The following is a 20,903-nucleotide window of genomic DNA, read 5'->3' as shown; positions in this document are numbered from 1 at the left end:
GCCGGGACCTAACCTGGCCTCATGTCCGCCCGCTCCGTCCCCGCCGCCGAGGGCGACGGCGGCGCAGCCCCCGTGCTCGGGCGCCGCGCCTACCGGCGGCACCAGGTGGGCCTGGCGGCCAGGGACACGCTCGGCGTGGGCATGGGCTACCTGCCTCTCGGGACGGCGTTCGGCGTGCTGCTCGCCACCAGCGGGCTGGACTGGTGGTGGGCACCGGTGTTCTCGGTACTCATCTACGCCGGCTCGATGGAGTTCCTCGCCATCGGCCTCGTCACCGGCGGCGTGGGCCTCGCCCAGGTGGCCGCCACGACGTTCTTCGTGAACTTCCGGCACGTCTTCTACGGCCTGAGCTTCCCGCTGCGGAAGATCCGCTCCGGGATCGGGCGGCTCTACGGCGTCCACGCCCTGACCGACGAGGCGTACGCGCTGCTCGCCACGCGGCCCCCGCACACCCTGACCGGCACGCGGGTGCTCGCCACGGAGATCTTCTGCCACCTCTACTGGCTCACCGGCTCCACGGTCGGAGCGTTGCTCGGGGCGGGCCTGGGCCTCGACGCCGAGGGCCTCGGGTTCGCGCTGACGGCCCTGTTCGTGGTCCTCACGATCGACGCCTACCGCGCGGCCCCCGACCTGCCGACCCTGCTGGTCGCGCTCGCCTGCGCCGGGCTCGCCCTCGCCGTCGCCCCGGGCGGCATGCTCGTGCTCGCACTCACGGCGTTCGTCGTCGTGCTGGTCGCCCGCCTGCTCCGGCAGCGGGCTCGCGACAGGACCGCCGGAGCCCCGAGCACCACGGAGGGCCGCCATGCCTAGCGCCGGCCAGATCCTCCTGACCCTGCTCGTGATCTCCGCCGTCACGTACGCGCTTCGCCTGGCGCCGTTCGTCGCGCTGCGCCGGGTGCGCGACTCTGCCGTCGTCGACCACCTGGCCCGCACGATGCCGCTGGGGGTCATGGCGATCCTCGTGGTCTACACCCTCTCGTCGGTGGACCTCACCAGCGCCCCGCACGGCCTGCCCGAGCTCGTGGGCGTCGGCGTCACGGCCGCCCTGCACCTGTGGCGGCGCAACGCGATGCTGAGCATCCTCGGCGGCACCGGCGCGTACATGGCTCTGCTGGCCGTGCTGTGACGGCCGTCATGACGAGTGGCGTCGGCGTCCGGCCGGACGCCGGCAGCCGGTAACGTGCCGACCGTGGTCGCCGACTCGAGCTGTGTGCTGGTCCCAGGTCCCTGGCAGCACCGCGACGTCGCCGCCAACGGCGCCCAGTTCCACGTCGTGACCGCGGGCGAGTTCCGCCCGGACCGTCCGGTCGTGCTGCTGCTGCACGGCTTCCCCGAGTTCTGGTGGGCCTGGCGCCACCAGATCCCGGCGCTGGCCGAGGCGGGGCACGCCGTGGCCGCCATGGACCTGCGCGGCTTCGGGGGCTCCGACAAGCCGCCCCACCGGCACGAGACCGCCGTGTTCGCCCGCGACGTCGCCGGGGTGATCCGGTCCCTCGGTGCGGCGAGCGCCGTCGTCGTCGGCCACGGCTTCGGCGGCACGGTGGCCTGGGCGATGCCGCACGTCGCGCCGGACCTCACCCGCGCGGTCGCGGTGCTGGCGAACCCGCACCCGGTGCCGCTGCACCGGCTGAGCAACCCGCTGCCCGCCCGGGCCCTCGGCACCGTGCTGCGCTTCCAGATCCCCTGGTTCCCCGAGCGGGCGCTGCTCGAGGGCGGCCTCGTCGCCAAGCTGCTCCGGGCCTGGTCGGCCCCGGGCAACGACGGCGCCACCGCGGAGGCGGCCCTGTACACCGAGGCGATGGGCCTGCCGTTCGCGGCGCACTCGACGATGGAGCACTTCCGCTGGCTCGTCCGGTCCACGCCCCGCACCGACGGGCGCCGGTACCTCGCGCAGGTCAGCCGCCCGGTGACCGTGCCGACGCTGACGGTGCGCGGCGCCCTGGACCCGCTGCTGCCGGCCCGGGTCTTCCTCCACGACGCCTCCTACGTCACCGGGCCGCTGCGCCAGGAGGTCGTCGACGGCGCCGGGCACTTCCTGCCCGAGGAGGCGCCGGACCGGGTGACCGCGCTGCTGCTGGAGCTCCTCGCGGACCTCTGACCCGCCGTCGTCCGACCCGGCGTCGTCACACCGCGACCAGGGCGCGCGCCTTCTCCGGGTCCGTCTCCCCCTCCCCGTAGGACGGGCACAGCTCGGCCAGCACGCAGGCGCCGCAGGCCGGGCGGCGCGAGTGGCAGACGCGCCGGCCGTGAAAGATCAGGCGGTGGCACGCCATCGTCCACTCCTCGGGCGGCAGCAGCTCGGCGATCGCCTTCTCCACCTTGACCGGGTCCTTCTCCCTCGTCCACCCGAGCCGCCGGGAGAGCCGGCCGACGTGCGTGTCCACCGTGATGCCGGGGATGCCGAACGCGTTGCCCAGCACCACGTTCGCCGTCTTGCGGCCCACCCCGGGCAGCTTCACCAGCTCGTCCAGGCTCGCGGGCACCTCGCCGCCGTGGTCGGCCACCAGGGCGGCGCCGATGCCCTGCACGGACGCCGCCTTCGCGCGGAAGAACCCGAGCGGCTTCAGGATCTCCTCCAGCTCCTCGCGCCGCGCACCGGCGTAGGCGGCGGCGTCGGGGTAGCGCGCGAACAGCGTGGGGGTGACCTGGTTGACCCGCTTGTCCGTGGTCTGCGCGGAGAGCACCGTGGCCATGAGCAGCTCGAGCGGGGTGGTGAAGTCGAGCTCGCAGCGGGCGCCCGGCCAGGCGGTGGCGAGGAGCTCGTCGACGGCCAGCGCCTGCTCCCGGGCCGCCTTCCTCGAGCGCGGTCGGGGCGGCCGGGCGCCGCGCGTGCGGGGGGTTGCTGGGCTCATGCGGCCCAGCGTAGAGCGGCGCGCCGCGGCCACGCCCGTGCCCGGGGTCACAGGTGGTGGCAGGATGTAGCCGACGTCGTGGCTCGTCAGCGGGCCGCGTCAGCAACGACCGGCGGCAGATGGGACCCACTGTGGAACAGAACGTGATCGGCACCGTGCCACTCTTCGACGCGCTCGACGAGCAGGACCAGGCCGAGCTGCGCTCCCTGATGTCCGAGACGACGCTCCGTCGCGGCGAGATCCTCTTCAACGAGGGTGACCCCGGAGACCGCCTGTACATCCTTCTCGACGGCAAGGTGAAGCTGGGGCACACCGCCAGCGACGGCCGTGAGAACCTCCTCGCCGTGCTCGGTCCCGGCGAGCTGCTCGGCGAGCTCACCCTCTTCGACCCGGGCCCGCGCTCGACGACGGCGACGGCCGTGGCGCCCACGCGTCTCCTCGCGCTCGACCACGACGCCCTGATGAGCTTCGTCGAGACCCGTCCGGGCCTGTCCAGGCACATGCTCAAGGCCCTCGCCCAGCGCCTGCGCCGCACCAACGAGTCCCTCGCCGACCTCGTGTTCTCCGACGTGCCCGGCCGCGTGGCCAAGGCCCTGCTCGATCTCGCCGACCGGTTCGGCCAGACCACCGACGAGGGGATCCACGTCCCGCACGACCTCACCCAGGAGGAGCTCGCCCAGCTCGTGGGCGCCTCGCGCGAGACCGTCAACAAGTCCCTCGCGGAGTTCGTCTCCCGGGGCTGGATCCGCCTCGAGGGCCGGGCCGTGCTGCTGCTCGACATCGACCGTCTCCGCCGCCGCGCCCGCTGACGAGCCGCCTCACGACAGACGACGGCGCCCCCTCCCGCGGGAGGGGGCGCCGTCGTCGGTCTCGGGTGCCGGCGGGGTGACCGGCCGTCAGCGGACGGCGACGACCAGCTCGACCTCGACCGGTGCGTCCAGCGGCAGGGCGGCCACGCCGACGGCGGAGCGGGCGTGCCGGCCCGCGTCGCCGAAGATCTCCCCGAGCAGCTCGGACGCGCCGTTGACGACGCCCGGCTGGCCGGTGAACGCGGGCTCGGAGGCGACGAAGCCGGTCACCTTGACCACGCGCACCACCTGGTCGAGACCGCCGACCTCGGCCGCGACGGCGGCGAGGGCGTTGAGCGCGCAGGTGCGGGCGGCGTCCTTGGCCTGCTCGGGCGTGACGGAGCCCGCGGACTCGCCCACCTTGCCCGTCAGGGCGAGCGCGCCGTCGACCATCGGCAGCTGGCCGGAGGTGTGGACCAGGTCGCCGTGGCGCACTGCGGGGACGTACGCGGCCACCGGCGCCGCCACCGGGGGAAGCGTCAGGCCGAGCTCGGCGAGGCGTTCGGTGACGCTCACCTCTCGCCCCTCGGACGCTTGAGGTACGCCACGAGGTTGTTGGAGCCGGCCGGGCCGGGCACGACCTGGACCAGCTCCCAGCCGTCCTCGCCCCACTGGTCGAGGATCGCCTTCGTGTTGTGGATCAGCAGCGGAATGGTCGCGTACTCCCAAGTGGTCATGGCGCCATCCTAGGGGCGGCCCCGGCCGCCCCGGCCGCCGGGCGGGTCAGGCGCTCTGAGCGGCCCGCATGCGCGCGATGATCCGTGGCGCGCGCTGCGCGCGGAGCTCGGCGATCAGCTCGTCGTCCTCCCGGTGCAGCCACGCCTGCCAGTCGTCGACCTCGGGGTAGCGGCGCACCAGCGCACGGCGCTCGCGCTCGGTCAGCCCGCCCCAGACCCCGAACGAGGCGTTCGAGGACAGCGCGTCCGCGAGGCACTCCATCCGTACCGGGCAGGTGAAGCAGAGCTGGCGGGCCTGCCGCTGCGCCGCCCCTCGGACGAACAGCGCGTCCGGTTCCGTCCCGGCGCAGGCAGCGCGAGACGCCCATGTCTGATCCTCGTCGAACATCGGGACCTCCTCACCATCACGCCCCCCGCTCCCGGCCGACCGGCCGGACCATTTCGCCCCCGGCCGACGCTATCCGTGATGTACACCACACGGAAGAGCCGTGACACAACCGCGACCTCACCTCCCCCGAAGTGGTGATGGCGCCGCCCCGCACGGCGTGGCGCGAACCACCTGGCGGGACCGGCGTCGGCGGGTCCACGTACCCTGGGCGTATGTCGTCTCCCTCGTCGGCGCCGGGCCGCGCCGTCAAGCCGGTGCAGCTGCTCGTCATGCTGCTCGCCTTCCTGCTGATGGCGGGCCTGGGCGGCGTGCTCACCGCGGGGCTGGTCATGCCCGCGGTCGGCGCCGCCGGAGCGGTGAGCCAGTCCACGACCGACCTCTTCGACGACCTGCCGAGCGAGCTCGCCATCCCCGAGCCGTCCCAGAGCAGCCAGATCGTGGCGGCGGACGGCTCCGTGCTCGCGAGCATCTACGCGGACAACCGCATCGTGGTGCCCCTCGAGGAGATCTCGCCGCACGTGCGCAACGCCGTCGTCGCGATCGAGGACCGGCGCTTCTACGACCACCGGGGTGTCGACCCCGAGGGCATGCTCCGCGCCCTCGTCAACAACATCGCCGGCGGCCCGCTCGAGGGTGCCTCCACCCTGACCCAGCAGTACGTCAAGAACGTCCTCATCGAGGCCGGCCGCATCTCGGGCGACGAGGCGGCCATCGACGCGGCCACCGAGACCACCCTGGGCCGCAAGCTGGAGGAGGCCCGGCTGGCGATCGGCCTGGAGCAGAAGGTCAGCAAGGAGGACATCCTCGAGGGCTACCTCAACATCGCCCAGTTCGGCCCGTCGCAGTACGGGGTGGAGACGGCGTCGAAGTACTACTTCTCCAAGTCGGCCAAGGACCTCACCGTCGCCGAGTCGGCCATGCTCGCCGGCATCACGCAGTCCCCGGCGCGGCACGACCCGGTGCGCAACCCGGAGAACGCCAAGGTGCGCCGGGACACCGTCCTGCAGACGATGCTGGACCAGAAGTTCATCTCCCAGGCCGAGTTCGACGAGGCCGTCGCCCTGCCGATCGAGGAGATGCTCCGCGTCTCGCCGACGCCGAACGGCTGCGCCGCGGCGGGCATCTCCGCCTACTTCTGCGAGTACGTCGTCGACGAGCTGCTGCAGTCGGAGGACTGGGGCAAGGACCTGGCCGACCGTCAGCAGGCCCTGTACCGCGGGGGTCTCGTCATCCACACGACGATCGACCCGGCGAGGCAGCAGGCCGCCTTCGACTCCGTCACGGCCAGCGTCCCCGTCAACGACCCGTCCAACATCAAGATGGCCCTCTCCTCGGTCGAGCCCGGCACCGGCAAGATCCAGGCGATGGTGCAGAACACCAACTGGGGCACCCCCTCGGCGGAGGACCCGGGCGCGACGAAGGTCAACCTCAACGCCGGGCTCAGCCACGGCGGCGGGCGGGGGTTCCAGTCCGGCTCCTCGTTCAAGGTGTTCACGCTCGTGGAGTGGCTCGAGAACGGGCGCACCCTCAACGACGAGGTCGTGGCCAACCGGCGGTCCTACCCGCGCGAGAGCTGGAACATCTCCTGCGGGAAGTACGAGGACAACTACGAGCCGAACAACCTCGAGAGCTCCGCCGTGGGTCGCCGGATCTCGGTCATCGAGGCGACCCGGCAGTCCGTGAACCTGCCGTTCGTCGAGATGGCGAACCAGATGGACATGTGCAACATCGTCGACAACGCGGCCGCCATGGGCGTCCGGACCGGCTCCGGGGAGCCGCTGACCCCCAACCCGGCCGCCGTCCTCGGCTCGAACACCGTCACGCCGTTGAGCCAGGCCGTCGCGTTCGCCACCCTGGCGGCGCGCGGCAAGATGTGCGAGCCGCTGGCGATCACCAAGATCACCGACCGTGACGGCACGGAGATCGCCGCACCGCAGCCCACCTGCAACCAGGCGATCGAGCAGGACGTCGCCGACGGCGTCACCCACGCGCTCCAGACCGTGGTGACCCCGCAGCGCGGCTCCACCGGCTCCAACGCGGTCCTTCCCGACGGCCGTCCCGCCGCCGGCAAGACCGGCACCGCGAACGACGACTCCGCGGCCTGGTTCGTGGGCTACACGCCGCAGCTCGCCGCGGCGGTGTGGATGGGCCACCAGGAGGGCACGAAGTCGATGTTCGACTCGACCATCAACGGCCAGTTCCACCGCCTGGTCTACGGTGGCCGGATCCCGGCCCCGACGTGGCGCAACTTCGTGGCGGCCGCCCTCAACGGCGTCCCGCACCAGCCGTTCCCGCCCGTGCCGCCCACCGCGCTGTACGGCGACCGGATCCCCGTGCCGGACGTCGCGGGACGAAGCGCGGCGGAGGCGCAGACCATCCTCACGCAGGCCGGCTTCCAGGTGCGGCTCGGCTCCCCGGTGAACTCGGGCTGGCAGGCCGGAGCCGCCGTCGTGACGAACCCCCGGGCCGGCACGCGCGCCGCGCCCGGCACCATGATCACCGTCATCCCGAGCGCCGGCCCCGCGCCCGCGCCGCCGCCCGCGCCCGAGCCGCCTCCTGCCCCGCCGGAGCCGGCAGAACCGGCGCAGCCGGCGGAGCCGCCGTCCGACAACCCCGGCAACAACGGCAACGGGAACGGCAACGGCAACGACGGGGACGACGACTGAGCGCCGTCGACCCCCGGCGGGTGGCTGCGGGCCTCGGCGCCCTGACGCTGGCGGGCGTCGGCGCCCTGGGGTGGGCCCTCGCCGAGGCCTCGATGTTCACGCTGCGCCGCCACACCGTCCCGGTGCTGCCCGCCGGGGCGCGACCCCTGCGGCTCCTGCACCTGTCGGACCTCCACCTGGTCCCGAGCCACCGGCACAAGGTGGCCTGGGTACGCGACCTCGCCCGGTACGAGCCGGACCTCGTCGTGACCACCGGCGACAACCTGGCCCATCCGGAAGCGGTCCCGGGCGTCCTCGAGGCGTACGCGCCGTTCCTGGACCTCCCGGGCGCCTTCGTCCTCGGGTCGAACGACTACTTCGCGCCGAAGCCGAAGAACCCGGCCAGGTACCTGCTGCCGGACGCACGCACCGAGATGGACCACAGCCCGCTGCCGACGTCGGAGCTCACCGCCGCGTTCCGCGCGGCGGGCTGGAAGGACCTCACGAACCGGCGGGACCGGCTGGAGGTGGGCGGCACCCGGATCGAGCTCGTGGGCGTGGACGACCCCCACCTGGACCGGGACCGCTTCCCCACCTCGGCGCGTGCCGAGCAACCGCCCGCGGACTGCCCGGCCCTGCACCTGGGCGTGACCCACGCGCCGTACACCCGGGTGCTGGACCAGATGCACGCCGACGGCTGCGACCTCGTGGTGGCGGGGCACACGCACGGCGGCCAGCTCTGCCTGCCGTTCTACGGGGCGCTCGTCACGAACTGCGACCTCGACCGCGGGCGAGCCTCGGGCCTGCACGGGTGGCCGGGGCCGCGCCCCGGAGCCGACGGCGACGGCGGTGCCGACTCGATGTGGCTGAACGTCTCCGCCGGTCTGGGCACGAGCCCGTACGCGCCGGTGCGCTTCGCCTGCCGGCCGGAGGCCTCGCTGCTCACCCTCGTCGCGCGGGAGCGATGACGGCGCCGCGCGCCCGGACTCGGGGGCCCGCTGCCGCCGGTCGGCGTGGCGTGCGTCTCATCCGGGCGTATCGGTTTCACGACCGGGCCCTCGCTCGGCTATTCTGAACCGGTTCCACCGGGGTGTGGCGCAGCTTGGTAGCGCGCTTCGTTCGGGACGAAGAGGTCGTGGGTTCAAATCCCGCCACCCCGACAGTTGGAAGGGCCGCCGGCCTGCGCCAGTCGCAGGCGGGCGGCCCTTCTGCTCGGTACGGGTGGGCCCCGTCCGCTGCTCGGCCGGCCTAGGCCGCGACCGGGGGCCGCTCGAGCGGCCGCAGCTGGTGGTCCACGAGGGCCGTGACGTAGCCCTCCAGGCCGGCGCGGAGCTCCTCCGCCGGCGCGGTCGGGTTCACGAGGTAGTGCACGAGGATCGAGCCCTCGATCGCCTCCAGGAGCGGGCCCACCGCGGTCCCGGGGGCCAGCTCGCCGCCCCGGACGGCCTCCTCGACCTGCTCGGTCAGCGCGCACATGCCGCGCGCGAGGTCGACCTTGCGGATCTCGTCGAGCACGTCGGGGTCCGCCGCCGCCGCCGTGCACAGGTTGGCCAGGGCCGGTCCGTAGTCGCCGGTCAGGAGGTCGGCCCGGGCCCGCGCGTGCGCCACGAGCAGGTCCCGGATCCCCAGCCCCTCGGTGTCCGGGGCCGGCACGCGCCTCTGGAGGTCGCGGACCGCGTCCAGGAGCAGCTCGCCCTTGTCGTTCCACCGCAGGTAGATCGAGGACTTGCCGATGCCCGCGTGGGACGCGACGCCGTCGAGCGTGAGACCGGCCCAGCCGCGGCGGCCGAAGATCTCGAGCGCGGACCGGTAGGCCCGTGGCTCCGTGTCGGCGTGCCGGGGGCGGCCGGGGCCGCGGCGCTGCCGCCTGCCCGCGGCGGTGGGGGGCGCTGGGGCGACCATCTCAGTCATGTCGGTTCCTCGTGTCCGCGCTGCCCCCGACCAGCTCACTCGTTCGGTCGATCGGGACACTACCGCCGCGCGGACGGCGCCGGGCGCTAATGACGGGCGGAGCGCACCAGGCCGGTCAGAGCAGGAGGAAGAGCACGAGCGCGGCGACCGCGACGCCGACCAGGAGCACCACCACGCCCACGGCGACGCCCGGCCGCGGACGTCGCGGCTCCCCGGGTGGTTCCGCCTCCCGGCGCTGGTGCGGCTGACCCGGCATGGCTCTCCCTGTGCAGACACGTGGAGCCCCAGTGTCGGCCGACCGGGCGGCCGGCGCAACGCGCAGACTCTGTTCGCCCTCCGTTCACCGATCCTCGCCCCTGTCGGACACCTGACGTCCGTACGTTGGCGGCGACACCCACCTTCTTCGAGGAGCCGTCATGCCCGTCCCGACCTCGCGTCGTTCCCTGCTCCCCCTTCTCGCCGGCCACGGCACGGGGCGTTCCGCCCTGACCTGCCGTTACCGCTGCGGCGACGCGTGCTTCCACGAGGTGCCCAACACCTCGGACAACCCCTACTTCGGCGACGTCGCCGCGAGCGCCTTCTCGCGCCGCAGCGTCCTCAAGGCGGGCGCCGTCGTCGCGCTCGCCGGGGCCGCCACCACCACGCTGGGCCGCCAGGACGCCGTCGCCGCCCCCACGGCCGGCGCCCCCGGCGGCAACACGGAGGCGGCCGTCGGCCTGCGCTTCACGCCCATCGCGCAGCAGACCGACGACGCCGTCACCGTCCCGGCCGGCTACCTGCACGACGTCGTGATGCGCTGGGGCGACCCGCTCTTCTCCGACGCCCCCGCCTTCGACGCGGCGAACCAGACCGAGGCCGCCCAGCTGCGCCAGTTCGGCTACAACAACGACCACGTCGGCCTCCTGCCCCTGAACAACCAGGACGAGCAGGTCATGGTGGTGAACCACGAGTACACCTCCGAACCGATGATGTTCCCGGACTACGACCCCGAGAACCCGACGGAGGAGCAGGTCAGGATCGCGTGGGCGGCGCACGGCCTCACCGTCGTCGGCGTCACCGGCAAGCACCGCGGGCCCCGCTCCGGGGCGTTCGACGCGATCGTCGACCACCCGCTCAACCGCCGCCTGCACACGCGCACCGAGTTCGAGCTCACCGGACCCGCGGCGGGCTCCGAGCACCTGAGGACCTCGGCCGACGAGACGGGCCGCCGCGTCCTGGGCACCCTGAACAACTGCGCCGGCGGGCTCACCCCGTGGGGCACCTGGCTGACCGCCGAGGAGAACTTCAACCAGTACTTCGCGAACGCCGACGCGGTGACCGACCCGGTCGCCCGCCGGCGTCTCTCCCGCTACGGGCTCCCCGGCGGCGCCTCCGAGCGCAAGTGGGAGCGCTTCGACGAGCGGTTCGACCTGGCCAGGGAGCCGAACGAGGTCAACCGCTTCGGCTGGATCGTCGAGGTCGACCCGTTCGACCCGACGTCGACGCCGAGGAAGCGCACCGCGCTGGGCCGGTTCAAGCACGAGGCCGCCACGATCGGGATCGCGGCCGACGGCCGCGCGGTGGCGTACATGGGCGACGACGAGCGCTTCGACTACCTGTACAAGTACGTCTCGCGCGACCGCTACGTGCCCGGCGACGCCGCCCACAACGCCACCCTGCTCGACAACGGCACCCTCTACGTCGCCCGCCTCACCGGCGACTCCCCCGCCGCCGAGATCGACGGCACCGGCACCCTGCCCTCCGACGGCGAGTTCGACGGCGCGGGCGAGTGGATCCCGCTGGTCACCGGCACCACCTCCCACGTCCCCGGCATGACCGCCGAGGAGGTCCTGATCTTCACCCGTCAGGCGGGCGACGCCGTCGGCGCCACGAAGATGGACCGCCCCGAGGACGTCGAGCCCAGCCCGACGACGGGCACCGTGTACGTGGCCCTGACCAACAACACCCGCCGGACGGCAGCCCAGGCCCACGAGTCCAACCCGCGCGGCAGCAACAAGCACGGTCACGTCCTGGAGCTGGAGGAGGCGGGCGCGGACGCCGCGGCGGCCACGTTCGCCTGGCGGATCCTGCTGCTGTGCGGCGACCCGGAGGACCCGAGCACCTACTTCGCCGGCTTCGACAAGTCCCAGGTCTCGCCGATCTCCTGCCCGGACAACCTGGCCTTCGACGACCACGGCAACCTGTGGATCAGCACCGACGGCCAGCCCGGCACCCTCGGCACCAACGACGCCCTCTACGGCGTCGCCGTCGCCGGGAAGCGCCGCGGCGAGGTGCGCCAGTTCCTCGCGGTCCCGCACGGCGGGGAGACCTGCGGGCCGGTCATCACCGACAAGCGCGTCCTGGTCGCCGTCCAGCACCCCGGCGAGGTCGACGGCGCCTCCTACGAGAGCCCGCGGTCGAACTGGCCCGACGGCGGGACCTCCATCCCCCGTCCGTCGATCGTCGTCGCCTACCGTGCCGACGGGAAGAAGATCGGCCAGGCCTGACCCTGACGGGCAGCCCGGGCGGACCGTCGAGGGCCGTCGCCTCCCCCGGGAGGCGGCGGCCCTCGCCGTCGTGGTGCGTGCCGCGCGCCGGCGGTCGGTAGGGTCGAGGGGTGCCCGTCCCACCCTTCGTCGCCGCCCTGCGATCCCGCGTCGGCCACGACCTGCTCTGGCTGCCGGGCGTGACCGGCGTCGTCCTGGACGAGGGCGACCGCCTGCTGATGGGCCGCCGCGCCGACAACGGGCTCTGGGCGCTCATCTCGGGCATCCTCGAGCCCGGCGAGGAGCCCGCTCTGGGGCTCGTGCGGGAGATCGCCGAGGAGACGGGGGTGCGGGCGGAGGTCCTCGCGCTGACGTCCATCAGCTCCGGGGACCGGGTCACCTATCCCAACGGGGACGTCTCGCAGTACCTCGACCTGACGTTCCTGTGCCGCCACGTCGACGGCGAGCCGTTCGTGGCCGACGACGAGTCCACCGAGGTCGGCTGGTTCCCGCTGGACGGTCTGCCGGACCTTGTCACGGTGAGCTCGCGCAGCCGGCTCGCGGCCGCGCTCGCCTACCGCGAGGACCCGACGGCGGGCCCGGCCTTCGCGCGCTGAGAGCCGCCGCCCCGGGGCCCGGGGCGGCGGCGGGCCAGCTGCCGCTAGATGAACAGCAGCTGCGCCCCGGCCGTCATCTCGATGAAGTCGGCGGCGGAGATGATCCCCTCGATGTCGTCGCGGAAGTCGGACTCGTCGAGGTCGTACATGTCGGCGGAGAGCCGGCACGCCCACAGGTGCCCGCCGGCGGCGACGATCTGGTCCAGGAACTCGGGGACCTCGGGCACGTCCAGGGCGGCCAGCTGCTTCTTCATCATCCGCGTCGCCATCGCCGAGACGCCAGGTGCGGGCGCCAGCGCCTGCGGCATGCGGATCTCGTCGGGCAGCTTCATCCGGGACAGCGGACCCCGCCGTTGCACCTCCTTGAGCGGCAGGTGCATCGCCGTGTTCGCGACCGGTGAGAACGTCAGGTCACGGGCGCGGGACTTCATGATCATGTCGAAGCCCCAGAACGTGAAGAACAGGTGCGTCTCCACGCCCTCCCCGAGGGCGGCGTTGCCGAGGATGAGCCCGGGGTAGGCCATGTCGAGGGTGCCCTTGGAGCAGATGATGGCGAGCTTGCGGTCGGTCTCGTCGTCGTCGAAGCTCGGGACGATGAGCGGTGCGGTCTCGGTGGTCATGGCGGTGCCTCTCAGACGCAGCCGTGCGGCTTGGGGAGGCCGGCGATGTAGGACATCTTCCGGCCGGGCTTCTTGGGGAAGAGGGCGAACTGCTCCTTGACGGGGATGCCGCCCACGGTGTTGACCCGCCGGGTCGTGGGGGTCTCGCCCTGGGCCCGGAAGTCCTCCCGGAGGAACCGGATGACCTTCCAGTGCGCGTCGGTCATCTCGATGCCGATCTGCTGGGCGAGGACGTTGGCGATGTCCTCGTCCCACTCGTCGTACTCCGTGAGGAAGCCCTCGTCGTTGACGTGCACCGGCTTGGCGCCGATCTCGATGACGGGCATGGTGGTCACCTTCCGCTCGCGCCGGCGGTCTCCTTGCCGGCCATGGACATGTGGTTCGGGACGGGCATGGGCAGCCCGCGCAGGAGGACGTTCCAGTACACGTGGCGGAAAGCGAGCTTCCCCCAGTGGTTGGCGCGGGTCTCCTTGAGCAGGCTCAGCGGGCCCACCCGCGGGTAGGGGTACACACCGGGCAGGGGCTCGGTGTCGTAGTTGAAGTCGATGAGCAGGCCCTTGCCGTGACCGGACTCGATGAAGCAGTTGGCGTGCCCGTCGAACAGGTCGGTCATCGGGCGGCCGTGGATGTGGTCGAGGAAGTTCTTGACGAAGCCGTCGGCCTCGAAGTGCGCCACCGACCCGGCCTTGGAGGCGGGGATGTCGCTCGCGTCGCCGACCGCGAAGATGTTGTCGTGCGCCCGGGAGATCAGGGTGCCCTTGTCGACCGGCACGTAGTTGAGCTCGTCGCCCAGCCCGGAGCGCGCCACGAAGTCGGCGCCCATGTTGAGCGGGACGGTCACGAGGAGGTCGAACGGCACCTCGCGCTCGTCCATCGACACCAGCGTCCTCGCCTCCGGGTCGATGTGCTCGACGTAGAAGTCGGGCTCGATGGCGATGTGCCGGTCCTCGAACATGGTGCCCAGGTGAGCCGACGCGACGGGCTTGGTGAAGGGCCCCTCCAGCGGGGTCACGTAGACGATCTCGACCTTGTCGCGCATCTTCCTCTCCTCGAAGAAGGCGTCGGCGAGGAACGTGAACTCCAGGGGAGCCACCGGGCACTTGATGGGCATCTCGGTGACGTGGACGGCGAGCCGGCCGCCCTCCCAGGAGGCGAGCTTGTCCCGCAGGGCGACGGCGCCGTCGAGGGTGAAGAAGTCGAAGATGCTCCGGCGCCACTCCCCCTCGGCCATGCCCGGCGTCTCCTCGGGCCGCGGCGAGGTCCCCGTCGCGATGACGAGCTGGTCGTAGTCCAGGGCGCGGCCGTCGGACAGCAGCACCCGGTTCTCGCCCGGCTCGACCCGGTCGATCTCGCCCAGCACCAGGTCCACGCCTCCGGTCAGGTATCTGTCGCGCGGCCTGATGAGGTCCTTCGGCTCGTAGACGCCGAAGGGCAGCAGGAGCAGCCCCGGCTGGTAGAGGTGGACGTCGTCACGGTCGACGACCGTGATGCGCCACTCCTTGCGTGGCAGTCGGCGGCGCAGCTTGTTCGCCACCATGGTCCCGGCCGTGCCGGCACCCAGAATCACCAGACTCTTCATCGCACTCTCCGCCTCGTTGCAGTAACTCGATCGTGTCGCGGCGGGCGGCAAGGTTCGAGGGTCCTACGTCCTACCCCCGGGGGTATTCGGCGCGCGGCGGTGAGCGAGCCGCCCTAGCCTGGCAGCACCGGCTTTCCCGTAACGCCCGCCCCGCTTCGAGGAGGAACACCGTGGAAGAGCTCGACCGCGTCCGCGGCGCCTCCAGGAGCTCGACAAGGAGTGGGACGTCGAGCGGACGCTCGAGGCGAACGCGGCGGCCCTGACGCTCGTGAGCCTGCTGCTCGGAGCCACCCGCTCCCGGGGGTGGTTCGCGCTCTCCGCCGCCGTGCCGGCGTTCCTGCTCCAGCACGCCGTGCAGGGGTGGTGCCCGCCGCTCGCCGTGCTCCGCCGGCTGAACGTGCGGACCCGGCGCGAGATCGACGCCGAGCGCACCGCCCTGAAAGGGCTCCGCGGCGACTTCGACGGGCTCACCCCCACGGTCGGCGACCCGACGGCGGTGGCGCGCCGGGCGCTCGACGCCGCGGGCCGCCGCGCTCCCGCCTGAGCGGGCGCCGCGGTCAGGCGCCGGGCGCCCCGGCGGGCACCCGGAGCGTGAAGGTCGCGCCGCGCCCGGGGCCGGCGGAGGCCGCGGCGAGCGTGCCACCGTGCGCCTCCGCGATCTTGCGGGAGATGGTCAGGCCGATGCCCGAGCCCGCGCGCGGGCCCACCCGGTAGAAGCGTTCGAAGACGCGGTCGAGGTCCGCCTCCGCGAGCCCGACGCCGGTGTCGGCCACCTCGACCTGCGCCTGGCCGTCACGGTGCGCGGCCCGCACCACGATCCGCCCGCCGGCAGGCGTCGCGGCCAGCGCGTTGCCCACGAGGTTGGTCACCACCTGGGCGAGCCGGTCGGGATCGCCCCGGAGCGGGACCGGGGGCCCCGCCTCCACGGCCAGCTCCACGCCGGCGTCCTCCACCTGCGGGCGCAGCCGTTCGGCGGCCGCGGCGGCCACGCGGGCGAGGTCGGTCTCGACCGGCCGGAGGTCGAGCCGGCCCTCCTCCGCGCGGGACAGCGCGCTGAGGTCCTCGGCGAGCCTGCGGAGCCGGCGCACCTCCGCGGACATCTCGTCGAGAACCTGCGGCCCCGGGGCGAAGACCCCGTCCACCAGACCCTCCACGTACCCGTCGAGGACCGTCAGGGGGGTGCGCATCTCGTGCGCGACCTCGCCGATCAGCCGCACGCGCCGCGCCTCGGTCTCGGCCAGCCGCTCGGCCAGCGTGTTGACGTCCTCGGCGACCGCCGCGAGCTCGCGTTCGCGCGGCAGCGCCACCCGCTGGTCGTAGCGCCCGGCGGCCAGCTGGTGGGTGGCGCTGCTGACCGCCTCCAGCGGGAGCATGATGCGGCGGGCGCCGTACGCCCCGGCGACGAGTGCGGCCGCGACCCCCGCGAGGACGCCGATCAGCAGCGCGTTGTTCATGGCGGCGACGGCGACGGCCCGCATGCCCCGGCCCGCGAGCATCCCGTGCCCGGCCATCATCCGCGCCTCGTGGTCGTAGAGCTGGGGGGCCACGACCCGGACGACGAGGTAGGCGGTCAGGCCCGCGACCACCGCGACGACGGCGTGGCTGAGCAGCAGCCGCACCCAGAGTCGGTTCACCGGGGCTCCAGCAGACACTTGTACCCGACGCCGCGCACGGTGCCGACGATGCGCGGCGCCGCGGCGTCGTCGCCGAGGTGCTTGCGCAGGTTGCGGACGTGGACGTCGACCACGCGCTCGTCGCCGTAGAAGTCGTAGCCCCAGACGCGTTCGAGGAGCTGGCGCCGGGAGAAGACGCGGCCCGGGGACCCGGCGAGCGACGCCAGCAGGTCGAACTCGAGCGCCGAGAGCGCGACGCGCCGGCCGCCTACGTCGACCTCCCGGCCGGCCAGGTCCACCGTGAGGCCGTCCAGCACGATCCGGTCGGACTGAGCCCCCGGGGTGCGGCCGCGGCGCAGCACCGCCTTGACGCGGGCGGCCACCTCACGGGGGCTGAAGGGCTTGGTCACGTAGTCGTCGGCGCCGACGGCGAGGCCGACGAGCTTGTCCGTCTCCTCGGCGCGGGCGGTGACGAGGACGACGTAGACGTCGGAGAAGGTGCGGATCCGGCGCAGGACCTCGATGCCGTCGACGTCGGGCAGCATGACGTCGAGCAGGACGAGGTCGGGCGACCCGGCGCGCACCTGCGCCACGGCGGCCTCCCCGCTCGCGGCCTCGGTCACCTCGAGGCCGTCGGCCTCGAGGTACCCGCGGAGCACGCGCCGGATGCCCGCCTCGTCGTCGACCACGAGGATCCGCCGTGCCATCTCAGCCCCTCACACGCAGGTTGCCGGGCCGCCCTGCGGGCGACCCGGCCGGCCATCCGTTCAGCTGGAGGCACCATCCCACATGTGGCCCGCCATCGGGCCGTGGCCCGCACCGGGGCCGAGACCGTGGCGGTGCGTGCCGCCGGCGCCCGTGCCGTCGCGGTGCTCCTGCATCTCGGTCCGGTGCTCCTCACGGAGGGCCTGCATCTCCTCCGAGTCCCACATCTCCTGGCACTCTTCGGGCGCCCACGGGGGCGGCCCGTCCTGCTGGACGGTGGGCTCGGGGTCCGGCGTCACCTCGGTGGTCGCGAAGGCCACCCCCGGCACCCCGATCACCGCCGCGAGACCCACGGCCACCAGCGACCGTCGCACTGCCGTCCTCATCATCATCACCTTCGTCGGTCCCCGGGTCCTCCCGGCTGGTACCAGCGTCGCGCGGGCGCGTGTCGCCCGTGCGAGCGGCTCGGTGAAGATCGTGTGAAGGCTGGATCAGGCGAGCGAGAGGAACAGCTTCTCGAGCTTCTTGACGTCGAGGGTCTCCTCGCCGTCGGACTCGACCAGGCACTGCCGCATGCCGGAGGCGATGATCGCGAACCCGGCACGGTCCAGCGCCTTGCTCACGGCGGATAGCTGGGTGACGACGTCGGCGCAGTCCTTGCCCTCCTCCAGCATGCGCAGGACGCCCGCGAGCTGCCCCTGCGCGCGCTTGAGGCGGTTGATGACCTTGCCCATGTCCGCCGGGTCGAGCTCCATGCCGCCTCCTCCGTGTCGCTGCTCCCCAGGATACCCGGCCGGGTACTCGGGGCGATCGTGCGGCGCGGCGCTCACGGCGTCAGCCCCGCGAGCGCGGCGCGCAGGCGGGCGGCCGCGTCGTCCGCGACGGCGGTGAGCGCGTCGTTGCCGGTCACGCCGACCATCACCTGGGGGTCCAGCGCCTCGACCACGACGGCGCCGTCGCCTCCCCGGACGACGACGTTGCACGGCAGCAGCAGGCCGATCGACTCCTCGGCCTGCAGGGCGCGGTGGGCGAGCGGCGGGTTGCACGCGCCGAGGATCACCTGCGGGGCGATGTCCACGTCGAGCTTCTTCTTGAGGGTGGCGGCCATGTCGATCTCGGTGAGGACGCCGAAGCCCTGCTCGGCGAGCGCCTCGCGGACCGCTGCGACCGCGTCGTCGAACGGCTGGTCCAGGGTGACGGAGATTCCGTAGGTCATGAGCTTCCTTTCGTCGGGCGAGCGGCCGTCTGCCGCCGCACCGGTCACGGGGTGGCGGGGTCAGGCGTCCGAGGACGCCGGCTGGCGGGACGAGAGCTGCGAGCGCACCTCGTCCATGTCGAGCTCGCGGACGGCGGTGACGACCTGCTCCAGCGCGGCGGCCGGCAGCGCGCCGGGCTGCGAGAAGACGAGGATGCCGTCCCGGAACGCCATGAGCGTCGGGATGGACGTGATGCCGGCCGCCGCGGCGAGAGAGCGCTCGGCCTCGGTGTCGACCTTGGCGAAGACGACGTCGGGGTGCCGCTCGGACGCCTTCTCGAAGACCGGGGCGAACATGCGGCAGGGACCGCACCAGGCGGCCCAGAAGTCGACCAGGACGATGCCCGGCCGGGTGACGACGCGCTCGAAGCTGTCCTCGGTGAGGTGGATGGTGGACATGATTCTCCTCGGTGGTCTCGGTTTCATACCCTGGGGGGTATAACACCACAGGGCCCAGCGTATTCCCACCGCTCGCCCGGCGCCGGGTGAGGCGGGACCGTGGTCCCGGCGGACGGCCGCGCACGTCCGGGAATATTGATACCCCCATGGGTATTGAGACGACGACGAAAGGAACTCCCATGACCTCATCCCCCACCCCGCCGCCCTCCGCGTCCCCCTCCCTGCTCGACCGGCTCAGAGCCCTCTTCGCAGGCTCGTCCGACGGGCGTCTGGGCTCCACCGTGACCGCGACGCGCGCCGTGGAGCTCGTCCGCGAGGGTGCGAGCCTCGTCGACGTGCGCGAGAAGGCCGAGTGGCGGTCCGGCCACGCGCCGCAGGCCGTGCACATCCCGCTCGCCGACGTCGAGAAGGGCGCGCGTCGCCTGTCGAAGGACCGGCCCGTCGTCGTCATGTGCGCCTCGGGCATGCGCTCGCGCACGGGGGCGAAGCAGCTGCGCGCGCTCGGCTTCGACGCCACGAGCGTCTCCGGCGGCATCGGCGCCTGGCAGCGCGCGGGCGGGGCGGTGCGCCGGTGACCGCCTCCCGGCGCATCGTCGTCGTGGGCGGCGTGGCCGGCGGCATGAGCGCCGCGGCCCGCGCCCGGCGGCTCGACGAGCACGCCGACATCGTGGTGCTCGAGCAGGGGGACTTCGTCTCCTTCGCCAACTGCGGCCTGCCGTACCACCTCTCCGGCGAGATCGACCGGCGCGACGCCCTGCTCCTGCACACCCCCGCCACCCTGGCGTCGACCCTGAACCTCGACGTGCGCACCGGGCACCGGGTCACCGGGATCGACCGGGGCGCGCGGGAGGTCACCGTCCGGACCGCGGAGCGCACGTACCGCCAGCCGTACGACGCGCTGCTGCTCGCCCCCGGAGCCACCGCGGTGCGCCCGCCGGTCGAGGGCCTCGACCACCCCGCCGTGCACGCGCTGCGGGTGGTGCCCGACGTCGACGCGCTGCGCGCCACCGTGGACGGGCTCCTCGCGAGCCGGGACGACGGCGAGCGGGCCGGCGAGCCGCCGACCGCCGTCGTCGTCGGGGCCGGGTTCATCGGGCTCGAGGCCGTCGAGGCGCTGGCCGCCCGGGGCCTCACCGTCCACGTCGTCGAGCTCGCCGACCACGTGCTGCCACCCCTCGACGACGAGCTCGCCCCGCTGCTCGCGGAGGAGCTCACCTCCCACGGCGTCCGGCTCCACCTCGGGGTCGGGGCCGAGAGGATCCGCCCGGCCGCGGAGGCCGCGGACTACGGGGAGGAGACGGTCCGCCCGGCGGGTCCCGTCGTCGTCACCCTCTCGGACGGCACCGAGGTGACCGCCGACCTCGTGGTGGTCAACGTCGGCGTGCGGCCCGCCTCCGCGCTGGCCCGCGAGGCGGGGCTGGACCTCGGCGCCTCCGGCGCCATCCGCGTCGACGGCGACCAGCGCACCTCGGACCCGCACATCTGGGCGGTGGGTGACGCCGTCGAGGTCGTCCAGGCCGTCACCGGGGCCACCGGCCCCGTGCCGCTCGCCGGGCCGGCGAACCGTCAGGGACGCCGCGCGGCGGACTCCATCTGCGGGCGGCGCACCACGCCGCAGGCCCCGGTGCTGGGCACCGCCATCGTGCGCGTGTTCGGCCTGACGGCCGCCGTCACCGGCGCCAACCAGGCCACGCTGCGTCGGGCGGGGATCGACCACGAGGTCGTGCACGTCCACCCGGGCCACCACGCGGGCTACTACCCGGGGGCCGAGCAGGTCCACATCGTCGCCAGCTTCGCCCCGGACGGGGCGCTGCTCGGCGCGCAGGCCGTGGGCCGCGCCGGGGTGGACAAGCGCATCGACGTCCTCGCGACCGCCCTGCGGGCCGGGATGGGGGCGGACGACCTCGCCGAGCTGGAGCTCGCGTACGCGCCGCCCTTCGGCTCCGCGAAGGATCCGGTGAACATGCTGGGCTTCGTGGCGCAGAACGTCCTCGACGGCACCATGCCCCAGTGGCAGGCGTGGGACCTGGCGGAGGTCCGCGCGGGCAGCCTGGTCCTCGACGTGCGCTCGCGCGGGGAGTTCGCGGGCGGACACCTCGACGGCGCCCTGAACGTCCCGCACACCGAGCTGCGCGACCGCCTGGACGAGGTGCGCGACGCCGCCGGCGGCAGGCCGGTCAGCGTGCACTGCGCCTCGGGCGTCCGCTCCTACCTGGCCACGCGGATCCTGCGCGGCGTGGGGCTCGACGCCCGCAACCTCTCCGGCGGCTGGCTGACCCTCGTCGCGGCGCACCCCGAGCTGCTGGAGGACGTCGCCGCGCAGGCCTAG

Annotated in this window: 26 protein-coding genes and 1 tRNA gene; 12 read left to right on the top strand and 15 right to left on the bottom strand. The window is 73.5% G+C overall.

From position 1 onward, the window contains the following. The first annotated feature begins 21 nt into the window (after nt 1–21). The 3 genes from KZX45_RS18550 (at nt 22) to KZX45_RS18540 (ending at nt 2,098) form a co-directional block, all read left to right on the top strand. A complete protein-coding gene (locus tag KZX45_RS18550) occupies nt 22–810 on the top strand; it encodes an AzlC family ABC transporter permease (protein ID WP_248259237.1) in 789 nt (262 codons plus the stop codon). Beyond that, a complete protein-coding gene (locus KZX45_RS18545) occupies nt 803–1,126 on the top strand; it encodes a branched-chain amino acid transporter permease (RefSeq protein WP_248259236.1) in 324 nt (107 codons plus the stop codon). Before KZX45_RS18550 ends, KZX45_RS18545 begins: the two co-directional genes overlap by 8 nt. A 63-nt stretch (nt 1,127–1,189) precedes the next feature. After that, the gene (locus tag KZX45_RS18540) at nt 1,190–2,098 is read left to right on the top strand and encodes an alpha/beta hydrolase (RefSeq protein WP_248259235.1); all 909 of its coding nucleotides are present in this window, start codon (nt 1,190–1,192) and stop codon (nt 2,096–2,098) included. A 25-nt stretch (nt 2,099–2,123) separates the two neighbouring features. Here the strand turns inward: KZX45_RS18540 and nth are convergent, their stop codons facing one another. Further along, nucleotides 2,124–2,852: an endonuclease III gene (gene nth / locus KZX45_RS18535; RefSeq protein ID WP_248259234.1), complete on the bottom strand. Its 729-nt coding sequence runs from the start codon at nt 2,850–2,852 to the stop codon at nt 2,124–2,126. Nucleotides 2,853–2,971: 119 nt separating this feature from the next. Between nth and KZX45_RS18530 the strand changes: the two genes are divergently transcribed. Then, nucleotides 2,972–3,661, top strand: a complete 690-nt coding sequence (locus KZX45_RS18530; RefSeq protein ID WP_248259233.1) for a Crp/Fnr family transcriptional regulator — start codon at nt 2,972–2,974, stop codon at nt 3,659–3,661. Between the two features lie 87 nt (nt 3,662–3,748). Here the strand turns inward: KZX45_RS18530 and KZX45_RS18525 are convergent, their stop codons facing one another. Genes KZX45_RS18525 through KZX45_RS18515 form a run of 3 tightly spaced genes read right to left on the bottom strand, consistent with a single transcriptional unit; the run spans nt 3,749 to nt 4,765 of the window. Continuing rightward, complete coding sequence (locus KZX45_RS18525; RefSeq protein WP_248259232.1) at nt 3,749–4,216, bottom strand: RidA family protein; 468 nt, start codon at nt 4,214–4,216, stop codon at nt 3,749–3,751. Continuing rightward, the gene (locus KZX45_RS18520; protein ID WP_248259231.1) at nt 4,213–4,377 is read right to left on the bottom strand and encodes a DUF4177 domain-containing protein; all 165 of its coding nucleotides are present in this window, start codon (nt 4,375–4,377) and stop codon (nt 4,213–4,215) included. Before KZX45_RS18520 ends, KZX45_RS18525 begins: the two co-directional genes overlap by 4 nt. 46 nt (nt 4,378–4,423) lie before the next feature. Continuing rightward, a complete protein-coding gene (locus KZX45_RS18515; RefSeq protein WP_248259230.1) occupies nt 4,424–4,765 on the bottom strand; it encodes a WhiB family transcriptional regulator in 342 nt (113 codons plus the stop codon). A 212-nt stretch (nt 4,766–4,977) separates the two neighbouring features. Between KZX45_RS18515 and KZX45_RS18510 the strand changes: the two genes are divergently transcribed. From KZX45_RS18510 to KZX45_RS18500, 3 genes are all read left to right on the top strand, one after another. Further along, nucleotides 4,978–7,431, top strand: a complete 2,454-nt coding sequence (locus KZX45_RS18510; RefSeq protein ID WP_248259229.1) for a transglycosylase domain-containing protein — start codon at nt 4,978–4,980, stop codon at nt 7,429–7,431. A 20-nt stretch (nt 7,432–7,451) separates the two neighbouring features. Beyond that, a complete protein-coding gene (locus KZX45_RS18505) occupies nt 7,452–8,378 on the top strand; it encodes a metallophosphoesterase (protein ID WP_374112616.1) in 927 nt (308 codons plus the stop codon). 118 nt (nt 8,379–8,496) lie between these two features. After that, nucleotides 8,497–8,570, top strand: a tRNA-Pro gene (locus KZX45_RS18500). Between the two features lie 88 nt (nt 8,571–8,658). On the opposite strand, the gene KZX45_RS18495 is transcribed toward KZX45_RS18500, so the two are convergent. Both KZX45_RS18495 and KZX45_RS18490 read right to left on the bottom strand, forming a co-directional pair. After that, nucleotides 8,659–9,321, bottom strand: coding sequence for a TetR/AcrR family transcriptional regulator (locus KZX45_RS18495; protein WP_248259228.1), 663 nt, complete (start codon nt 9,319–9,321; stop codon nt 8,659–8,661). 115 nt (nt 9,322–9,436) lie between these two features. Next, entirely contained in the window at nt 9,437–9,577 is a 141-nt protein-coding gene (locus KZX45_RS18490) for a hypothetical protein (protein ID WP_248259227.1), read from the bottom strand. Between the two features lie 160 nt (nt 9,578–9,737). On the opposite strand from KZX45_RS18490, the gene KZX45_RS18485 reads away from it, so the two are divergent. Beyond that, entirely contained in the window at nt 9,738–11,807 is a 2,070-nt protein-coding gene (locus KZX45_RS18485) for a PhoX family phosphatase (RefSeq protein WP_248259226.1), read from the top strand. Between the two features lie 110 nt (nt 11,808–11,917). Next, complete coding sequence (locus KZX45_RS18480) at nt 11,918–12,403, top strand: NUDIX domain-containing protein (RefSeq protein ID WP_248259225.1); 486 nt, start codon at nt 11,918–11,920, stop codon at nt 12,401–12,403. Nucleotides 12,404–12,447: 44 nt separating this feature from the next. On the opposite strand, the gene KZX45_RS18475 is transcribed toward KZX45_RS18480, so the two are convergent. Genes KZX45_RS18475 through KZX45_RS18465 form a run of 3 tightly spaced genes read right to left on the bottom strand, consistent with a single transcriptional unit; the run spans nt 12,448 to nt 14,602 of the window. Next, nucleotides 12,448–13,023, bottom strand: coding sequence for a DsrE/DsrF/DrsH-like family protein (locus tag KZX45_RS18475; protein ID WP_248259224.1), 576 nt, complete (start codon nt 13,021–13,023; stop codon nt 12,448–12,450). Between the two features lie 11 nt (nt 13,024–13,034). Then, a complete protein-coding gene (locus tag KZX45_RS18470; RefSeq protein ID WP_248259223.1) occupies nt 13,035–13,349 on the bottom strand; it encodes a TusE/DsrC/DsvC family sulfur relay protein in 315 nt (104 codons plus the stop codon). 5 nt (nt 13,350–13,354) lie between these two features. Next, nucleotides 13,355–14,602, bottom strand: a complete 1,248-nt coding sequence (locus KZX45_RS18465) for an NAD(P)/FAD-dependent oxidoreductase (RefSeq protein ID WP_248259222.1) — start codon at nt 14,600–14,602, stop codon at nt 13,355–13,357. Nucleotides 14,603–14,870: 268 nt separating this feature from the next. On the opposite strand from KZX45_RS18465, the gene KZX45_RS18460 reads away from it, so the two are divergent. After that, entirely contained in the window at nt 14,871–15,146 is a 276-nt protein-coding gene (locus KZX45_RS18460; RefSeq protein ID WP_248259221.1) for a hypothetical protein, read from the top strand. Nucleotides 15,147–15,159: 13 nt separating this feature from the next. Here KZX45_RS18460 and KZX45_RS18455 read toward each other — a convergent pair whose 3' ends face one another. From KZX45_RS18455 to trxA, 6 genes are all read right to left on the bottom strand, one after another. After that, nucleotides 15,160–16,236, bottom strand: coding sequence for a HAMP domain-containing sensor histidine kinase (locus KZX45_RS18455; RefSeq protein ID WP_248259220.1), 1,077 nt, complete (start codon nt 16,234–16,236; stop codon nt 15,160–15,162). Continuing rightward, nucleotides 16,233–16,922: a response regulator transcription factor gene (locus tag KZX45_RS18450; RefSeq protein ID WP_248259219.1), complete on the bottom strand. Its 690-nt coding sequence runs from the start codon at nt 16,920–16,922 to the stop codon at nt 16,233–16,235. Before KZX45_RS18450 ends, KZX45_RS18455 begins: the two co-directional genes overlap by 4 nt. 60 nt (nt 16,923–16,982) lie before the next feature. Next, nucleotides 16,983–17,306 carry a hypothetical protein gene (locus KZX45_RS18445; protein ID WP_248259218.1) on the bottom strand — a complete coding sequence of 108 codons (324 nt, stop codon included), beginning with the start codon at nt 17,304–17,306 and terminating at the stop codon, nt 16,983–16,985. 105 nt (nt 17,307–17,411) lie between these two features. Further along, a complete protein-coding gene (locus tag KZX45_RS18440) occupies nt 17,412–17,675 on the bottom strand; it encodes a metal-sensitive transcriptional regulator (RefSeq protein ID WP_248259217.1) in 264 nt (87 codons plus the stop codon). Between the two features lie 71 nt (nt 17,676–17,746). After that, entirely contained in the window at nt 17,747–18,136 is a 390-nt protein-coding gene (locus KZX45_RS18435; RefSeq protein ID WP_248259216.1) for a DUF302 domain-containing protein, read from the bottom strand. Between the two features lie 60 nt (nt 18,137–18,196). Further along, entirely contained in the window at nt 18,197–18,574 is a 378-nt protein-coding gene (gene trxA / locus KZX45_RS18430; protein ID WP_248259215.1) for a thioredoxin, read from the bottom strand. A gap of 179 nt (nt 18,575–18,753) precedes the next feature. Here trxA and KZX45_RS18425 point away from each other — a divergent pair, with 179 nt between their 5' ends. Next, nucleotides 18,754–19,149, top strand: a complete 396-nt coding sequence (locus KZX45_RS18425) for a rhodanese-like domain-containing protein (protein ID WP_248259214.1) — start codon at nt 18,754–18,756, stop codon at nt 19,147–19,149. A 44-nt stretch (nt 19,150–19,193) separates the two neighbouring features. Next, complete coding sequence (locus KZX45_RS18420) at nt 19,194–20,903, top strand: FAD-dependent oxidoreductase (protein ID WP_248259258.1); 1,710 nt, start codon at nt 19,194–19,196, stop codon at nt 20,901–20,903.

Source organism: Georgenia sp. EYE_87 (assembly GCF_023148685.1).
Lineage (GTDB): Bacteria > Actinomycetota > Actinomycetes > Actinomycetales > Actinomycetaceae > Georgenia.
The sequence above is the reverse complement of the archived record's forward strand: the minus strand, read 5'-3'. Positions and strand labels throughout refer to the sequence as shown.